At 65.6% G+C, this 15,212-nt stretch carries 16 protein-coding genes and 1 tRNA gene; 7 read left to right on the forward strand and 10 right to left on the reverse strand.

Annotation, left to right across the window (positions count from 1 at the left end):
• Window position 1: 1 nt before the first annotated feature.
• The 7 genes from hadC (at window position 2) to A5745_RS17135 (ending at window position 5,155) form a co-directional block, all read left to right on the forward strand.
• A complete protein-coding gene (gene hadC / locus A5745_RS17105) occupies window positions 2–502 on the forward strand; it encodes a (3R)-hydroxyacyl-ACP dehydratase subunit HadC (RefSeq protein WP_076117571.1) in 501 nt (166 codons plus the stop codon).
• A gap of 150 nt (window positions 503–652) precedes the next feature.
• Window positions 653–725: transfer RNA gene (locus A5745_RS17110), tRNA-Trp, on the forward strand.
• A gap of 58 nt (window positions 726–783) precedes the next feature.
• The gene (secE, locus tag A5745_RS17115) at window positions 784–1,245 is read left to right on the forward strand and encodes a preprotein translocase subunit SecE (protein WP_076060973.1); all 462 of its coding nucleotides are present in this window, start codon (window positions 784–786) and stop codon (window positions 1,243–1,245) included.
• 26 nt (window positions 1,246–1,271) lie between these two features.
• Window positions 1,272–1,997: a transcription termination/antitermination protein NusG gene (gene nusG, locus A5745_RS17120; RefSeq protein ID WP_076060955.1), complete on the forward strand. Its 726-nt coding sequence runs from the start codon at window positions 1,272–1,274 to the stop codon at window positions 1,995–1,997.
• Window positions 1,998–2,023: 26 nt separating this feature from the next.
• Complete coding sequence (gene rplK, locus A5745_RS17125; protein WP_076060956.1) at window positions 2,024–2,452, forward strand: 50S ribosomal protein L11; 429 nt, start codon at window positions 2,024–2,026, stop codon at window positions 2,450–2,452.
• A 76-nt stretch (window positions 2,453–2,528) separates the two neighbouring features.
• A complete protein-coding gene (gene rplA / locus A5745_RS17130; protein ID WP_076060958.1) occupies window positions 2,529–3,236 on the forward strand; it encodes a 50S ribosomal protein L1 in 708 nt (235 codons plus the stop codon).
• Between the two features lie 65 nt (window positions 3,237–3,301).
• Window positions 3,302–5,155, forward strand: coding sequence for a fatty acyl-AMP ligase (locus A5745_RS17135; protein WP_217695289.1), 1,854 nt, complete (start codon window positions 3,302–3,304; stop codon window positions 5,153–5,155).
• On the opposite strand, the gene A5745_RS17140 is transcribed toward A5745_RS17135, so the two are convergent.
• From A5745_RS17140 to A5745_RS17185, 10 genes are all read right to left on the reverse strand, one after another.
• On the reverse strand, window positions 5,156–6,373 hold the full coding sequence (locus tag A5745_RS17140) for an RNA polymerase sigma factor (protein ID WP_076117575.1): 1,218 nt from the start codon (window positions 6,371–6,373) through the stop codon (window positions 5,156–5,158).
• Window positions 6,374–6,381: 8 nt separating this feature from the next.
• Window positions 6,382–7,080 carry a YciI family protein gene (locus A5745_RS17145; RefSeq protein WP_076117578.1) on the reverse strand — a complete coding sequence of 233 codons (699 nt, stop codon included), beginning with the start codon at window positions 7,078–7,080 and terminating at the stop codon, window positions 6,382–6,384.
• 94 nt (window positions 7,081–7,174) lie between these two features.
• On the reverse strand, window positions 7,175–8,071 hold the full coding sequence (gene mmaA4 / locus A5745_RS17150; RefSeq protein WP_076117865.1) for a hydroxymycolate synthase MmaA4: 897 nt from the start codon (window positions 8,069–8,071) through the stop codon (window positions 7,175–7,177).
• A gap of 130 nt (window positions 8,072–8,201) precedes the next feature.
• The gene (locus A5745_RS17155; RefSeq protein WP_076061427.1) at window positions 8,202–9,680 is read right to left on the reverse strand and encodes an NAD(P)/FAD-dependent oxidoreductase; all 1,479 of its coding nucleotides are present in this window, start codon (window positions 9,678–9,680) and stop codon (window positions 8,202–8,204) included.
• Window positions 9,681–9,846: 166 nt separating this feature from the next.
• The gene (gene mmaA2 / locus A5745_RS17160; RefSeq protein WP_076061428.1) at window positions 9,847–10,713 is read right to left on the reverse strand and encodes a cyclopropane mycolic acid synthase MmaA2; all 867 of its coding nucleotides are present in this window, start codon (window positions 10,711–10,713) and stop codon (window positions 9,847–9,849) included.
• Window positions 10,714–10,739: 26 nt separating this feature from the next.
• Window positions 10,740–11,600, reverse strand: coding sequence for a cyclopropane mycolic acid synthase family methyltransferase (locus A5745_RS17165; protein ID WP_076061430.1), 861 nt, complete (start codon window positions 11,598–11,600; stop codon window positions 10,740–10,742).
• A 92-nt stretch (window positions 11,601–11,692) separates the two neighbouring features.
• Window positions 11,693–12,622 carry an alpha/beta fold hydrolase gene (locus tag A5745_RS17170; RefSeq protein ID WP_076117581.1) on the reverse strand — a complete coding sequence of 310 codons (930 nt, stop codon included), beginning with the start codon at window positions 12,620–12,622 and terminating at the stop codon, window positions 11,693–11,695.
• Between the two features lie 10 nt (window positions 12,623–12,632).
• Window positions 12,633–13,979 (reverse strand): AarF/ABC1/UbiB kinase family protein, encoded by a 1,347-nt coding sequence (locus tag A5745_RS17175; protein WP_139329664.1) that lies wholly within the window; start codon window positions 13,977–13,979, stop codon window positions 12,633–12,635.
• A gap of 53 nt (window positions 13,980–14,032) precedes the next feature.
• Entirely contained in the window at window positions 14,033–14,626 is a 594-nt protein-coding gene (locus tag A5745_RS17180) for a DinB family protein (protein WP_076061433.1), read from the reverse strand.
• A 2-nt stretch (window positions 14,627–14,628) separates the two neighbouring features.
• On the reverse strand, window positions 14,629–15,159 hold the full coding sequence (locus A5745_RS17185; protein WP_076117584.1) for a DinB family protein: 531 nt from the start codon (window positions 15,157–15,159) through the stop codon (window positions 14,629–14,631).
• Window positions 15,160–15,212: the final 53 nt, after the last annotated feature.

The raw sequence follows: 15,212 nt of genomic DNA on the forward strand, positions 1-15,212 counted from the left end.
CATGGCGCTCAAGACCGATATCCGCGGGATGATCTGGCGGTATCCGGATTATTTCGTCGTGGGTCGCGAACAACTGCGTCAGTTTGCGCTAGCCATCAAGAACAACCACCCGGCCCATCTCGACGAGGAGGCCGCCGCCGAACTCGGCCACGACGCGATCGTCGCACCGCTGACCTTCGCGACCATCTTCGCCAAGCTGGTCCAGCTGGACTTCTTCCGGAACGTCGACATCGGCATGGAGACCCTGGTGATCGTCCAGGTCGACCAGCGGTTCGTGTTCTCCAAGCCGATCAAGGCCGGCGACAAGCTGTGGGCCCGCATGGAAGTCCAATCGGTGCAGGAGCGCTTCGGCGCCGACATCGTTGTCACCAAGAACATCTGCACCACCGACGACGGTGAGGTGGTCTTGGAGGCCTACACCACATTGATGAGCCAGTACAGCGACGGTTCCGCGAACCTGCGCTGGGACGCGGAGTCCGGCCAGGTCGTCCGAAGCGCGTAATTAGTATCTGACTCCTGCGTCGATGTACACTCGGACCTCGGGGTTTTCCCATAACAGCGCGCTGTCCGTCGGTTCGGCGATCACCGAACGGGGAGCGCGCGTGTCGTGTAGGCCCCGGTAGGTAAGCGCAGGTTGGCCTGCCAACCGCGAAGGGGCGTAGCTCAAATGGCAGAGCAGCGGTCTCCAAAACCGCAGGTTGCAGGTTCAAGTCCTGTCGCCCCTGCTGATGGCCAAGACGTGCCATGCTGGACACTGAAAGCCAACGAACAAAGGAGCATGCGGTGAGCGACGAGGGCAACGCTGCCAACGACGCCGCAAGCGACGGCGGCGAGACCGACGACAGCCGCGCCGGCGGTGGTCGGACGGCCGTGGTGACCAAGCCAGCGCGGCCCACCGGCAAGCGGTCTCGGCAGCGGGTGGCCGACGTCGACGAAGACGTTGACGTCGAGTCGCCGGACGAGGCTGAGGCCGAGGGCAAGACCAAGAAGGCCCGGGCAGCCAAGAAGGACGGCAAGCAGCCCAAGAAACCGAAGAAACCCGCCGGCCGTTCGGCTAACCCGTTCGTGTTCGTCTACAACTACCTCAAGCAGGTCGTTGCGGAGATGCGGAAGGTGATCTGGCCGAACCGCAAACAGATGCTCACCTACACCTCGGTGGTGCTGGCATTTCTCGCCTTCATGGTGGCGCTGGTCGGTCTCGCGGACTTCGGGCTGACCAAGCTGGTCCTGTTGGTGTTCGGCTGAGCGATTGACAGAGAGGACTGACAACCGTGACTACCTTCGACGGTGACACGTCCGCGGGTGAAGCGGTCGACGTGCAGGAGGTCGCTGAGACCCCTGAGGCCGAGGCTCACGCGGAGCCGGCCGAGGAGATCGACCCGGCCGCCGCGCTCAAGGCGGAACTGCGCAGCAAACCCGGCGACTGGTACGTCGTGCACTCCTACGCGGGGTACGAGAACAAGGTCAAGGCCAACCTGGAAACCCGGGTGCAGAACCTGGACGTCGGCGACTACATCTTCCAGGTAGAAGTACCCACCGAAGAGGTCACCGAGATCAAGAACGGCCAGCGCAAGCAGGTCAACCGCAAGGTGCTGCCGGGCTACATCCTGGTGCGCATGGACCTGACCGACGACTCGTGGTCCGCGGTGCGGAACACGCCCGGCGTCACCGGCTTCGTCGGGGCGACGTCGCGCCCGTCGGCGCTGGCGCTCGACGACGTGGTGAAGTTCCTGCTGCCCCCGGGCTCGTCGAAGAAGGCCGCCAAGGGCGCGGCCAGCACCGCCGCCGCCACCGAGGCGGGCGGCCTGGAACGTCCCGTCGTCGAGGTCGACTACGAGGTGGGCGAATCGGTGACGGTGATGGACGGGCCGTTCGCCACATTGCCGGCCACGATCAGCGAGGTCAACGGCGAACAGCAGAAGCTCAAGGTGCTGGTGTCGATCTTCGGCCGTGAAACGCCGGTGGAACTCACCTTCGGCCAAGTCTCCAAGATTTAACTCCCAGGAAGGAACGTCAACAACTCATGGCCCCGAAGAAGAAAGTCATCGGGCTGATCAAGCTGCAGATCCAGGCCGGGCAGGCCAACCCCGCTCCGCCGGTGGGACCCGCGCTCGGCCAGCACGGCGTCAACATCATGGAGTTCTGCAAGGCGTACAACGCCGCGACGGAGAACCAGCGCGGCAACGTCATCCCGGTGGAGATCACCGTCTACGAGGACCGCAGCTTCACCTTCGCGCTCAAGACGCCACCCGCCGCCAAGCTGCTGCTGAAAGCCGCGGGCGTAAGCAAGGGTTCGGCCGAGCCGCACAAGGACAAGGTCGCCAAGGTGAGCTGGGACCAGTGTCGCGAGATCGCCGAGACCAAGAAGGCCGACCTCAACGCCAACGACATCGAGGCAGGCGCCAAGATCATCGCCGGGACCGCCCGGTCGATGGGGATCACGGTCGAGTAGCTCTCAGCCGTACCCCGTGGGAGGGCCAGCTTCGGCCCGCTTCGTAACCACGACCCAACACCGGATTGGATATTCAATGAGCAAGAACAGCAAGGCATTCCGCGCCGCCGCCGAGAAGGTGGACCGCAACAACCTCTACACCCCGCTGGAGGCGGCGAAGCTCGCCAAGGAGACGTCCTCGACCAAGCAGGACGCCACCGTCGAGGTGGCGATCCGGCTCGGCGTCGACCCGCGCAAGGCGGACCAAATGGTACGCGGCACAGTCAATCTGCCGCACGGCACCGGTAAGACCGCCCGCGTCGCGGTGTTCGCGGTCGGCGAAAAGGCCGAGCAGGCGCAGGCCGCCGGCGCCGACATCGTGGGCAGTGACGACCTGATCGAGAAGATTCAGGGCGGGTTCTTGGACTTCGACGCCGCGATCGCCACCCCCGACCAGATGGCCAAGGTCGGACGCATTGCGCGAGTGCTGGGTCCGCGCGGCCTGATGCCCAACCCCAAGACCGGCACGGTGACCCCCGACGTCGCCAAGGCGGTGGCCGACATCAAGGGCGGCAAGATCAATTTCCGCATCGACAAGCAGGCCAACCTGCACTTCGTCATCGGCAAGGCGTCGTTCGACGAGAAGAACCTCGCGGAGAACTACGGCGCCGCGATCGACGAGGTGCTGCGGCTCAAGCCGTCCTCGTCGAAGGGCCGCTACCTGAAGAAGATCACCGTGTCGACGACCACCGGCCCGGGCATTCCGGTCGACCCGTCGATCACCCGCAACTTCGCCGACGGGTGAGCAAGACGGCGTTTCACTGTTGGTCGCTACCGTGAAACCCAATGCCCGTCTCTTAGACTCCGCTCATGTCAGGTGCCATGGGAAGCAATGACGGCGGTGGTGTAGACCGGCCGAAGTTGACCGACTACCTCGACGCGGATGGCGGCATCCTCCTGCCCCACGGCGTCAACCTGGTGACATTCCTGGATCGCCACATCGCCGACATCGGCGATGCCGTGGCGTACCGCTATCTCGACTACGCCCACGATGCCGAGGGGACGTTGATCGAGTTGACCTGGGCCGAGCTGGGCACCAGGCTGCGGGCCATCGGCGCCCGGCTGCAGCAAGTCACCGCCCAGGGCGATCGGGTGGCGATACTGGCGCCGCAGGGCATCGACTACATCGTGGGCTTCTTCGCCGCGATCAAGGCCGGCGATATCGCCGTTCCGCTGTTCGCGCCCCAGTTGCCGGGCCACGCCGAGCGCCTCGATGCGGTGCTGCGCGACGCCCAGCCCTCGGTGGTACTGACGACCGCTGGTGCGGCCGCGGCGGTTGGGGACTTCGTCCGCTCGCTGCCGCGCAACAGTAGACCGCGGGTCATCGCGATCGATGAAATCCCCGACTCGGTGGGTGCCACGTTCGCGCCGGTTCACCTCGACACCGACGACATTGCCTACCTGCAATACACCTCGGGGTCGACGCGTACCCCCGTCGGTGTTGAGATCACCCACCGCGCGATCGGCACCAACGTGCTGCAGATGGTGATCTCCACCGGCATCGACTGGGACATCCGCAGCGTCAGCTGGTTGCCGCTGTATCACGACATGGGCCTGCTGATGATCGTGTGCGTGGCGGTCTTCGGCACCCAGCTCACACTCATGTCGCCGATGGCGTTCGTCCGGCGGCCGCAACGATGGATCCGGCGACTTGCGGCCGAGTCCAAACTCGGTCCCACCTACGCGGCGGCACCGAATTTCGCGTTCGAGCTGGCCGCTGAGCGCGGGCTTCCCGATGCCGGCGAGGCCCTCGATCTGAGCAACGTGGTGTCGCTGATCAACGGCTCCGAACCGGTGCGGATCGAGTCGATCGAGAAGTTCAACGCCGCGTTCGCCCCATATGGTCTGCCGAGCACGGCGGTCAAGCCGTCGTACGGCATGGCCGAGGCGACCCTGTTTGTCTCGACCATTGACCTCGCCGAGCGGGCAACCGTTGTCTACCTGGACCGGGAACAGTTGGGCACGGGGCATGCGGTTGAGGTCCCGCGCGACGCGCCCAACGCCATCGCGCAGGTGTCCTGTGGTCGGATTGCGCGCAGCCAGTGGGGTGTCATCGTCGACCCCGAGACGGAGGCGGAGCTGGCCGATGGCGAGGTCGGTGAGATCTGGTTGCACGGCGACAATATCGGCCGCGGGTACTGGGGACGCCGGGAGGAAACCGAGCGGACGTTCGGCAACAAGCTGCAGTCCCGGCTACCGGTAGGCAGCCACGCTGACGGGGCGCCGAGTGAGGCCGCCTGGCTGCGGACCGGTGATCTCGGCGTCTACCTCGGCGGTGAGCTCTACATCACCGGGCGCATCAAGGATCTGATCATTGTGGATGGCCGCAACCACTACCCGCAGGACATCGAGGCCACCGCGGCCGCCGTGTCGCCCGCGGTGCGCTCAGGTTATGTCGCGGCATTCTCGGTGCCGGCGAACGATGGGGTCGGCGAGCGTGTGGTGATCGTCGCCGAGCGGGCACCGGGGACGGGGCGGGCCGATCTGCAACCCGTAATCGATGCCATCCGCGCGGCGGTATCGCGCCGGCATAGCCTGCCACTGGCCGATGTGCTGCTGGTGGCGGCCGGGGTGATCCCGCGAACCACCAGCGGCAAGCTGGCGCGACGCGCCTGCCGCGCCCGATATCTCAACGGCGACTTGGGCGCACGGAACCCCTCCTGACTATCCGCCGCACTCGGCGATGCGTCGGCGCAAGAACTCGCGGCCCGGCTCGGAACCGTTGGACTCCAACGCGATTCGGTACCAGGCCACCGCGTCGGCCGGCCGGCCGGCGCGGCGCAGCAGATCGGCGCGCACCGTCGCGACGAGATTGGAGCGGGCCAGCCGGGGATCATGCGCCACCTTGTCCAGCGCGGCCAGGCCCGCCCCCGGGCCGTCGCGAAAACCGATCGCCAGCGCGCGATTGGCGGCCACCACGGGGGAGTCGGTCATCCGCCACAGCCGGTCGTAGGCGGCGCAGATCGCGACCCAGTCGGTCTGCTCCCAGGACGGGGCCGTCGCGTGCACCGCCGCGATCACCGCCTGCGGCAGGTAGGCGCCCGTCGATCCCGCGGCCGCCCGCAACCGCTGCAGGCCGCGCGCGATGCGGCCGCGGTCCCAACGGCGCCGGTCCTGGTCCTCGAGCGGCACCAGCATGCCGGCGTCGTCCACCCGGGTCGCCCGTCGCGAATCGTGTAGCAGCATCAGGGCCGCCAGGGCGTGCGCCTCCGGCTCGTCGGGCATCAGCGCGCACAATTCTCCGGCCAGCCGAATTCCCTCGTCGCACAGCTCGTCTCGAATTGCGGACGGTCCCGCGGTCGACCAATAGCCCTCGGTGAACACCGAGTAGATGCAACCCAGCACGTGCGGTGTGCGCTCGGCCAGCAGCTCGGCCGGAGGCACCCGCAGCGGGATGTTGGCGTGCCGAATCTTGTTCTTGGCGCGCGTGATTCGCTGGCCGATGGCCGGCTCGGTCTGTAGCAGGGCGCGGGCGATCTCGGCGACGGTCAACCCGGACACCAGCCGCAGCGTCAGCGCCAGCTGCGACTGCCGGTCCAGCGCCGGGTGCGCGCAGGTGAACATCATCCGCAACTCGTCGTCACGGACCGGGTGCACGTCCACCCGGTCGGTCCGGGCCCTGATCTCGTCGACCACCGCCGCCAATTCCTTTCCGGGACGGATGGATTCGCGACGCAGCCGGTCGCGCGCGCGGTTGCGGGCGACGGTCACCAGCCACCCGCCGGGACTGTCGGGCACGCCGTCGCGCGGCCAGGTCCGAAGCGCCTCGGCGCAGGCCTCCTGGACGGCGTCCTCGGCGACGGTGAGGTCCCCGGACCACCGCGCGAGCGCGGCGACGGCCGGTCCCCATTCCCGGCGGAAGACGCCGTCCAGGTTGGCCATTCGCGAATCTAGAGCCCTGACACCCCGGCCAGTTGCCGCAGCTCCACGGTGGAGGCGGGGATCATTCCGGCCAGCTTGACCGCCTCGTCGCGATCCGCGGCGGCCAGCAGGTAGAAGCCGGTCGCGATCTCGGCGCCTTCCGCGTAGGGCCCGTCGGTCAACAGCACCTGGCCGTCGCGGACGCGCACCGTCGTCGCCGTCGTCGACTCGCGCAATGCGGCGCCCCCGACAATGTGATCGCCTGCGGCAGCGGCGAATTCACCGTGCCGCGCCGCTTCCGCCTCCCATTCCGGCGTGCCCGGGGTATTGGCGGATGCCGGCGACTCCAGGAGCAGTGCCAGCCATTGGCCGCCGGTGCCTTTCCAATCGGGATCGAACGCGTGGTAGGTCGGCCGGACCTCGATCGCGCCGTGCTGGGCGGCGGGAACGTCGCGGGCCAGCTTCAGCGCCTCGTCGAGGTTGTCGGCCTCGAACACGTAGTAACCGCATGCCACCTCGGCGGCCTCGGCGAATGGACCGTCGGTGACCACTGGCGAGTCGGGTCCGCCGGTGATGCGCACACCCGTCGCCGTCGGTAGCAAAGCGTCACCGGCGCGGATCGCCGAGCCGGCCTTGGCGTGGAAGTTCTGGTAGGCCGTCATCACGGGCTCCCGCTCGTCGGGGGTCAGCTCCCGTTCCTGGCTGATCAACAGCGCGAAATACTGCATGTTCGTCACCTCCGGTCGTGAGCGAAGCCCTGTGCTCCACTCTCTACCTGTTCGACGAACGCCGCAGCGCCGATCCGACACCCGGCGAAAAAAATTAGGCGGCGGCCCCCGGCTTGAGGTAGGTCACCAGGCTGACGTCAAGCATTTCTTCGGTGAAGTAGTGCTCGCAGCCCCGCAGGTACTTGATGTAGCGGTTGTAGACCTCGTCGGAAGTGACCTCGATGGCCTTGTCTCTGTTGGACTCGAGCGTGTCGCCCCAGATGTGCAGCGTCTTGATGTAGTGCGGGCGCAGCGAAAGCGGTTCGGGCACCACAAAACCCGCTTTCTCGCCGTGGTCGACCATCATCTGAGTGGACGGCAGCCGGCCACCCGGGAAGATTTCGGTGATGATGAACTTGATGAAACGGGCCGTCTCGAAGGTCAACTTCTTGCCGAGGGCCGCCATCTCGTAGGGGTGGTAGCTGACGCTGCTCTGGACGGTCATCCGCCCGTCCTCGGGCATGATGTCGTAGCACCTCTTGAAGAAGTCGTCGTAGTTCTCGTGCCCGAAGTGTTCGAAGGCCTCGATCGACACGATGCGGTCGACGGGCTCGTTGAAGTCCTCCCAGTTCTGCAGGCGGACCTGGCATGACCGGTTCGTGTCCAGGGCCCCCAGCACCTGCTCGCAGCGGGCGTGCTGATTCTTTGACAACGTCAGGCCGATGACATTGACGTCGAACCGCTCGACGGCGCGCTTCATGGTGGTGCCCCAGCCGCAGCCGATGTCCAGCAGGGTCATGCCCGGCTTGAGGTCCAGCTTGTCCAGGTTGAGGTCGATCTTGGCGTACTGCGCCTCTTCCAGCGTCATGTCGTCGTTTTTGAAGTAGGCGCAGCTGTAGGTCCTGGTCGGGTCCTGGAACAGGGCGAAGAAGTCGTCCGAGACGTCGTAGTGCGCCTGAATGTCTTCGGGAGCCGTCCGTATCTTGGTCGGGCTAGCCGGTTGATCAGCCATTTTCGCCTTCTTCTCCTGGATGATGGTCATTGCCTGGGGCAGGCACGCATCTCGGTCGGTGTCAAAGGATACCCAATGTCAAGGCGGGGTTTGACCGACACAGGCCGAATTTCGACGGGGGCGCGGCCGGTCAGCGGAACTGGTAATCGCTCAGCGGGAATCGTGATCCTTCACGTACCGCGTTGCGCGTCGACGTGGGCCGCAGCAGGGTCGCCTCGCCATCGGGGTTGAAGTAGTAGGACCGCGAGGTGGCACAGTCGCCCGCGTAGAACACCGTGTTGTCGAGAAGGTCGGTCATCCGTTCCAGGAAGCGCGCATTCGCTTCCTCGGTCACCTCGAATTCCGTCGCTCCTCTGCGCTGCATTTCCCCGAACAGCCGGTCCATGTGCCGCATCTGGTATTCCATCGTGTTGAAGAACGACAGGCCGGAAAAGGCGAACGGACTGGCCAAGCTCAAGTAGTTGGGGAAGTACGGAATGGACACCCCCTCGTAGGCCTGGAACCGGTTCTCTCGCCACCACTTCCCCAGGTTGCGGCCTTGGCGCCCGATCACCTCGATGGCCGGAAAGTTGGTGTTCCAGAGATCAAAACCGGTGGCCAGTGCCAGCGTGTCGATGACGGTCTTGCGCCCGTCGGCGGTGACGATGCCGTCGGGCTCGATCCGCTCGATGCTGTTGGTCTCCAGATGCACATGCGGCTTGGTAAAGGTCCGGTAATAGCTGTTGGACCAGGTGGGTCGCTTGCAGCCGAAGTCGTAGTCGGGCGTCAGTCTGCGCCGCAGTTCCTTGTCGCGGACCGAGATGAACCGGTTGATTTTGGCAAGATCCGCCGCGGCAATGTTCAGCCGCCGGAACTGCCGGTAGTGCAGCACACCGGTCACCATCATCAACTCGAAGAGCGTGTCGGTGACCAGCCGGAAGGCCCGGTGCACCAGCGGCACCCGAGCGAATACCCGCTGCAGCCAAACCGGGATCGCGAAGTCGATCTTGGGCACCACATGGATCGCCGTCCGCTGGTACACCGTCAGCTCGGCGACTTTGGCGGCCAGCTCGGGTATCAACTGAACCGCGGTCGCCCCGGTACCGATGATCCCGACGCGACGGCCGTCGAACTCGTAGTCGTTGTCCCACGCGGTGGTGTGGATGACCTTGCCTTCGAAAGTCTCCATTCCTGGGATGTCGGGGGTGTGTGGCTGGGACAGGAAGCCTGTCGCGGTGATCAGAAAACGTGTCGTCAGGCTCGTGCCGTCGGCCAGCGCCACCTGCCATAACCGCTGGTCCTCATCCCAGCTTGCGCTCTCGACCGTCGCGTTGAATCGCATGTGGCGGCGCACGTCGTACTTGTCGGCGACGCGTTCGGCGTACCGCTTCAGTTCGGCGCCCGGCGCGAACAGCCGCGACCAGTACGGATTGGGCTCGAACCAATACGAGTAGGTGGTGGACGGGATGTCGACGGCCAGCCCGGGGTAATGGTTGACGTGCCAGGTCCCGCCCAGGTCCGAGTCGCGATCGAGGATGACGATGTTGTCGTATCCAAGCCGCTTGAGCTGGATGGCTGTGCCAATCCCCCCGAAACCTGCACCGACTATGACGGCGTCGAGATTGTCCATGGTGCGTGAAAGGGTCCTTTCGTGGAGCCGGGCAACCGGCGCGTCGCCAGCTGCCCTCCACGGCGAACTTGATCAGGTGAAATCTTAGTAGGAAATCCGATTCGTCGCCCACACGCCCTGGCCACGGGTTGGTTTGAGCTCAGTCACATCTATATAAAAATGCGCGCTACTTCTTCTCCAGGGTGAATTGGTTGACGTCGGCGTAGCGCGTGCGGAATGCCTTCGCGCAGCCGGTCAGGTACTTCATGTACCGCTCGTAGACCTCCTCGGACTGGATCGCGATGGCCTCGTCCCGGTGCGCCTGGAGCGCCTCCGCCCACAAGTCGAGGGTCCTGGCGTAGTGCAGCTGCAGTGATTGCCGGCGGGTCAGCGTGAAGCCGGCCTTCGACGAGTGCTGCTCGACCTTCTCGATAGACGGCAACCGGCCGCCCGGGAAGATCTCGGTGACGATGAACTTGATGAAGCGGGCCATCTCGAAGGTCAGGGGGATGCCCTGTTCAGTGCACTCCTGCGGCGTCAGCCCGGTGATCGTGTGCAGCAGCATCACCCCGTCGGCGGGCAGGACGGTGTGGGCCATCCGGAAGAAGTCGTCGTAACGCTCGTGGCCGAAGTGTTCGAACGCGCCGATCGACACGATCCGGTCGACGGGCTCGTCGAACTGCTCCCAGCCGTTCAGCAGCACCCGTTTGCTGCGTGGGCTGTCCATCTCGTCGAACATCTTCTGGACATGGGCGGCCTGGTTCTTCGACAGCGTCAAGCCGACGACATTCACGTCGTAGCGCTCGATGGCCCGCCGCATGGTGGCGCCCCAGCCGCAGCCGACGTCGAGCAACGTCATGCCCGGCCGCAGGCCCAGCTTGCCCAGCGCCAGGTCGATCTTGGCGATCTGAGCCTCTTCCAGCGTCATGTCCTCGCGCTCGAAGTACGCGCAGCTGTAGGTCTGCGTCGGGTCTAGGAACAAGCGGAAAAAGTCGTCAGAGAGGTCGTAGTGCGCCTGCACGTCGGCAAAGTGCGGCGTCAGTTTCTCGGCCATGGCGTGGTGCGTCCCCCGGCTAATCGTTACTTGGTGAGCGTGTACTGCGCGACGTTCGAGATCCCTTTGCGGAAAAGGTCCGCGCAGCCGGTCAGGTAGCGCATGAAGCGGTTGTAGACCTCTTCGGACTGGATGGCGATGGCGCGTTCGCGATTGGCCTGCAGATTGGCCGCCCACGTGTCCAGAGTCCGCGCGTAATGCTGCTGGAGATATTGGATCTTCTCGATCGTGAAACCGCTCTCTTGCGCCAGGTCGACGATGTCGCGTTCGCCGCACATCTGGCCGCCGGGAAAGATTTCCGTGCCGAGGAAGTGGAAGAAACGCAGGTCCGTCATCGTGATCGGGATGCCGCGCTCCTTCCACTGCGACTGCGGATACGTGAAAATGCTGTGCATCAGCATCCGGCTGTCCCCCGGAAGGGTCTTGTAGGCCCAATCCCAGAACGCGGGCCAGCGTTCCTTCTTGAACGCGTCGAAGGCCTCGAAGCTCATGATCCGATCGGCTTGGCCGTCAAACTCTTCCCAGCCCTGTAGCCGCGCCTCGGCGTGGCGCGTCGTGGGGATTTCGGCCAGCCGGGCCTTGCTGCGCTCGTAGTGATTGCGGCTCAGCGTGAGCCCGATGACATTGACGTCGTACTTCTCGACCGCGCGGACCAGCGCTCCGCCCCAGCCGCAACCTACGTCGAGCAGCGTCATGCCGGGTTCGAGGTTCAGCTTGTCCAGCGCAAGGTCCAGCTTGGCGAGCTGCGCCTCTTCCAGCGTCATGTCGTCGTTTTCGAAGTAGGCGCAGGTGTACACCATGTTGGGGTCGAGGAAGAGCGCGAAGAAGTCGTCAGAAATGTCGTAGGTTGCTTGCGACTCTTCGTAATACGGCTTCAGCTCCGCCATTAACAGACATCCTCCCGACGCCAACGGTATCAACCCTGTGAGACGTGTGTGAAATTCGGCAGGGATACCCTAAACGCCGCCCTGTCCGGGATTTAGCGGGCCTCGGCGAAGTTACTAGTCAGCACGCTGATCAGCGGATCCCACAGTTGCTGAGGCAGGTCGTGGCCCATGCCGTCGAACAAGATTAGCCGAGCGCCGCTGATGGCGCGCGCGATCGCCCGGCCACCAAAGGGCCGCATCAGCTTGTCGGAGCGGCCGTGGACCACCACCGTCGGCGCGGCGATGCGGCGGTCGTAGGGCGCCAGGCTGCCGCTGCCCAGGATCGCCGCGAAATGGCGGGCGATGCCCTGCGGGTAGTAGTTGCGGTCGTACCCCTCGGCCGCGTCGGCGCGAACCTGCTCTTCGGGCATGCGATAGCGGGGGCTGCCGATGATATTGCTGACGCGCACCGCGTTGTCGATGATCACGTCGCGCGGCGCGTTCCGCGGTGGACCCTTGAGGAGCGCGAGCAAAGCGCTCGGGGCCGGCGGCGGCAGGAACGGTGAGTTGTTGCTGGAGAACAGGATTCCCAACGTTTTCGTCCGCGTCGGGAAGCGTGCCGCGAAAACCTGGGCGATCATGCCGCCCATCGATGCCCCGACGATGTGGGCGTGCTCGAGACCCAGGTGATCGAGCAGCGCGGCGGCGTCGTCGGCCATGTCCTCCAGCGTGTATGCCGCGTTGCTGCGCAGGCCGAGCCAGGACCGGGCCAGCCGCGTCACCAGCGGCTGCCCGGAGCTGCGGTGCTCGGTCTTGCTGGACAGGCCGACGTCGCGGTTGTCATAGCGGATCACCCGCAGGCCCTGCCCAACGAGCTTCTCGCAGAACGCCGTTCGCCACAGCAACAGTTGCGCGCCCAGGCCCATGATCAGCAGCACGGGCGGGTCGGCAAGGTCGCCCATGTCTTCGTAGTAGAGCTTCACCTCGCCCGGGGCGTCGCGCGAGGTGGCCCCCGCTATCGCGTAGCCGCTGCGGATCTGCACTAGACCGCCCCTATACCTCGACGTCGGTCTGGTGCTCGCGGCTGACCTCGACCATGAAGTTCGCGAAGTATCCCGTCAGCTGCGGATCCGACATCATCTGCCACTTGGGTGCGAGCAGCTTCATGTACCGCTCGACGTAGAGGAACTGCTTGCCGATCAGGACCAGCTCCCGGGGCAGCTTGACGTCGTAGGCGTCGGCCAGGGCGGAGAGCTGGCGGCCGATGTCGGCATAGGACAACTCACCCAGGGTCTGCATGGTCAGCGGCGTGGCGAAGCGCTCCAGGTCCTTCGCGGCCTGGGCTTCGGGCTTCATGGTGCCGACGGCGCCCATCAGCACGACGATCTTGCCTGCCGCGGCGTGGTCCTTCTTCACCAGCAGCGCGTACACGAGTTCGCGCAGCAGCCAGCGGGTGCGCGGGTCGATGCGGCCCATGATCCCGAAGTCGAAGAAGACGATGCGGCCCTGGTCGTCGACGTAGAGGTTGCCCGCGTGCAGGTCGCCGTGGAACAGCCCGTGCCGCAGACCGCCCTCGAACAGGCTGAATAGCAACGCTTTAACCAGCTCGGTGCCGTCGAACCCGGCCTTGCGGATGGCGGCGGCGTTATCGATGCGGATGCCGTGCACCCGCTCCATCGTCAGCACCCGGTCGGTGGTCAGGTCCCAGTACACCTGGGGGACCCGGATGTTGCGGCCCAGCGGTGAGGCGTGCAGGTGGGACACCCAGGCCTCCATCGACTGCGCCTCCAGGCGGAAGTTCAGCTCCTCGGCCAGGTTGTCGGAAAAGTCGGCGACGACGTCTTGGGCGGACAACCGCCGGCCGAGCTTCGCCAGCTCCACCGTCTGCGCGAAGCGCTTCAGGATCTGTAGGTCCGCGGCGACGCGGCGGCGGATGCCCGGCCGCTGGATCTTGACGACGACGTCTTCGCCGCTGTGCAGGGTCGCGTAGTGCACCTGGGCGATGGACGCCGACGCGAACGGTTCTTCCTCGAAGCTGGCGAACAGCTCCGACGGCTGGGCGCCGAGCTCCTCGGCGAACAGCTTGTGCACCTCGTCCTTGTCGGCCGGTGGCACGCGGTCGAGCAGGTCGCGGAATTCGCGGGACAGCGACTCGCCGAACGCACCGGGGCTGGACGCGATGATCTGCCCGAACTTCACGTACGTCGGCCCCAGATCGGCAAAGGTCTGCGGGAGCTGCTTGATCACCTTCTGCTGCCACGGACCCCTGCCCGGCAGCTTGGTGACGACGCGAGCCGCGGTGCGGGTGACCTGCCAACCGGTGGCTGCCACCCGGGCCGCTTCGACCGGCAAGGGCACCCGGTCGAGCCTGGCCACCTCGCGGTGTTTGGTAGAACTCATTCCAGCAGTCTGCCAAACCGGCGGTGTCAAGTCGCAATTCGGTGTGAGGACACTCACTTTGCTTTCCAGGGCTGTACCCAGCCCTCGATCTGCCAGTTCTCCAGGCCGGCGATCAATTCGTACATGGTGGCGCCGTCGATGGTCTCCCGGATGATGTCGGCGTGCCCGGCGTGCCGGGCCAGCTCGTTGATCACGTGCAGGATCACCCAGCGCACCGACCATGCCGGCTGGTTTTTGGGGAACCACGGGATGTCTCGGGGAACGGGCACCGCCGCGTCGAGATCCGCGGTTTCCGCCAGCCGCAGCGATTTCTCGTTCTGCGCTTCGAACGCGCGCAGCAGCCCGTCCAGCGTCTCGTCGGGCCGCATCACGTGCTGCTCGCCGAACTCCTGGGCGATCTGCTCGAACGGGCGAGTGTCCTTCGGCGGCTCCTCCGGCGCGGCGGCGACGCGCGCCATCCAAGTGCGTTGCATCGCGGTTGCGTGCTTGACCAGCCCGCCGATCGACAGCGCACTGACCGTGGGTGCGGACCGGGCCTGCTCGTCGGTCAGGCCGTACGACACGGCGAAGTACGCGCTTTGGTGAAACGCCAAGTATTCGCGCAGGGCGCTGCGTTCGTCGGCGACGGGCGGGGCAAGTGCGGGCATTCTCAATCCTCCTGAATGGTGTGGCTGTGCAGGTAGAGGTCTCGGAGGCAGGCGATTTCGGCACCATGGTGGATCGCTTCTCGATTGATGTGCAACACCAGCTCGCTCAGCGGATAGTCGGCGTAGGGCCCTTCGGCCGGGCCGCAGCGGCGGGTCAGATCGGTGTCCGACAACGACCGCACGCCGCTGATCCACGCCGCGTACGTCTCGTCAAGTTGCCGCAGGGCGGTGGCGGCGTCGGTGGCATAGTGCCAACTCTGGTAGTCGGCGGACGGTCCACCGAAATGATGATGGGCACGCATGGCGAAAACGCCGACAATGACGTGTGCCATGCGCCACGCGATCGTGGTGAACGGTACGGGGCTGGGCGCCGGGAAGGCGAAATCTATCGACCCATCGGGATGCACGGTCCAGCAGTTGGGCACCGGCTGCCAGAAGTACTCGTCGTCGGTCAGCCCGTCCAGGCGTGGGCGCAGCTGGTTGCGCCAGTGCCAGTCGAGCTGGTCGGCCAGTTGGGTGGTCAGATCTGCCATGGCACCGAGCTTTCCACCAGCCGGTGACAGTCGTCCCTACGCGACGGCGATTT

The organism is Mycobacterium sp. IS-2888, from assembly GCF_001954215.1.
Classification (GTDB): Bacteria; Actinomycetota; Actinomycetes; order Mycobacteriales; family Mycobacteriaceae; genus Mycobacterium.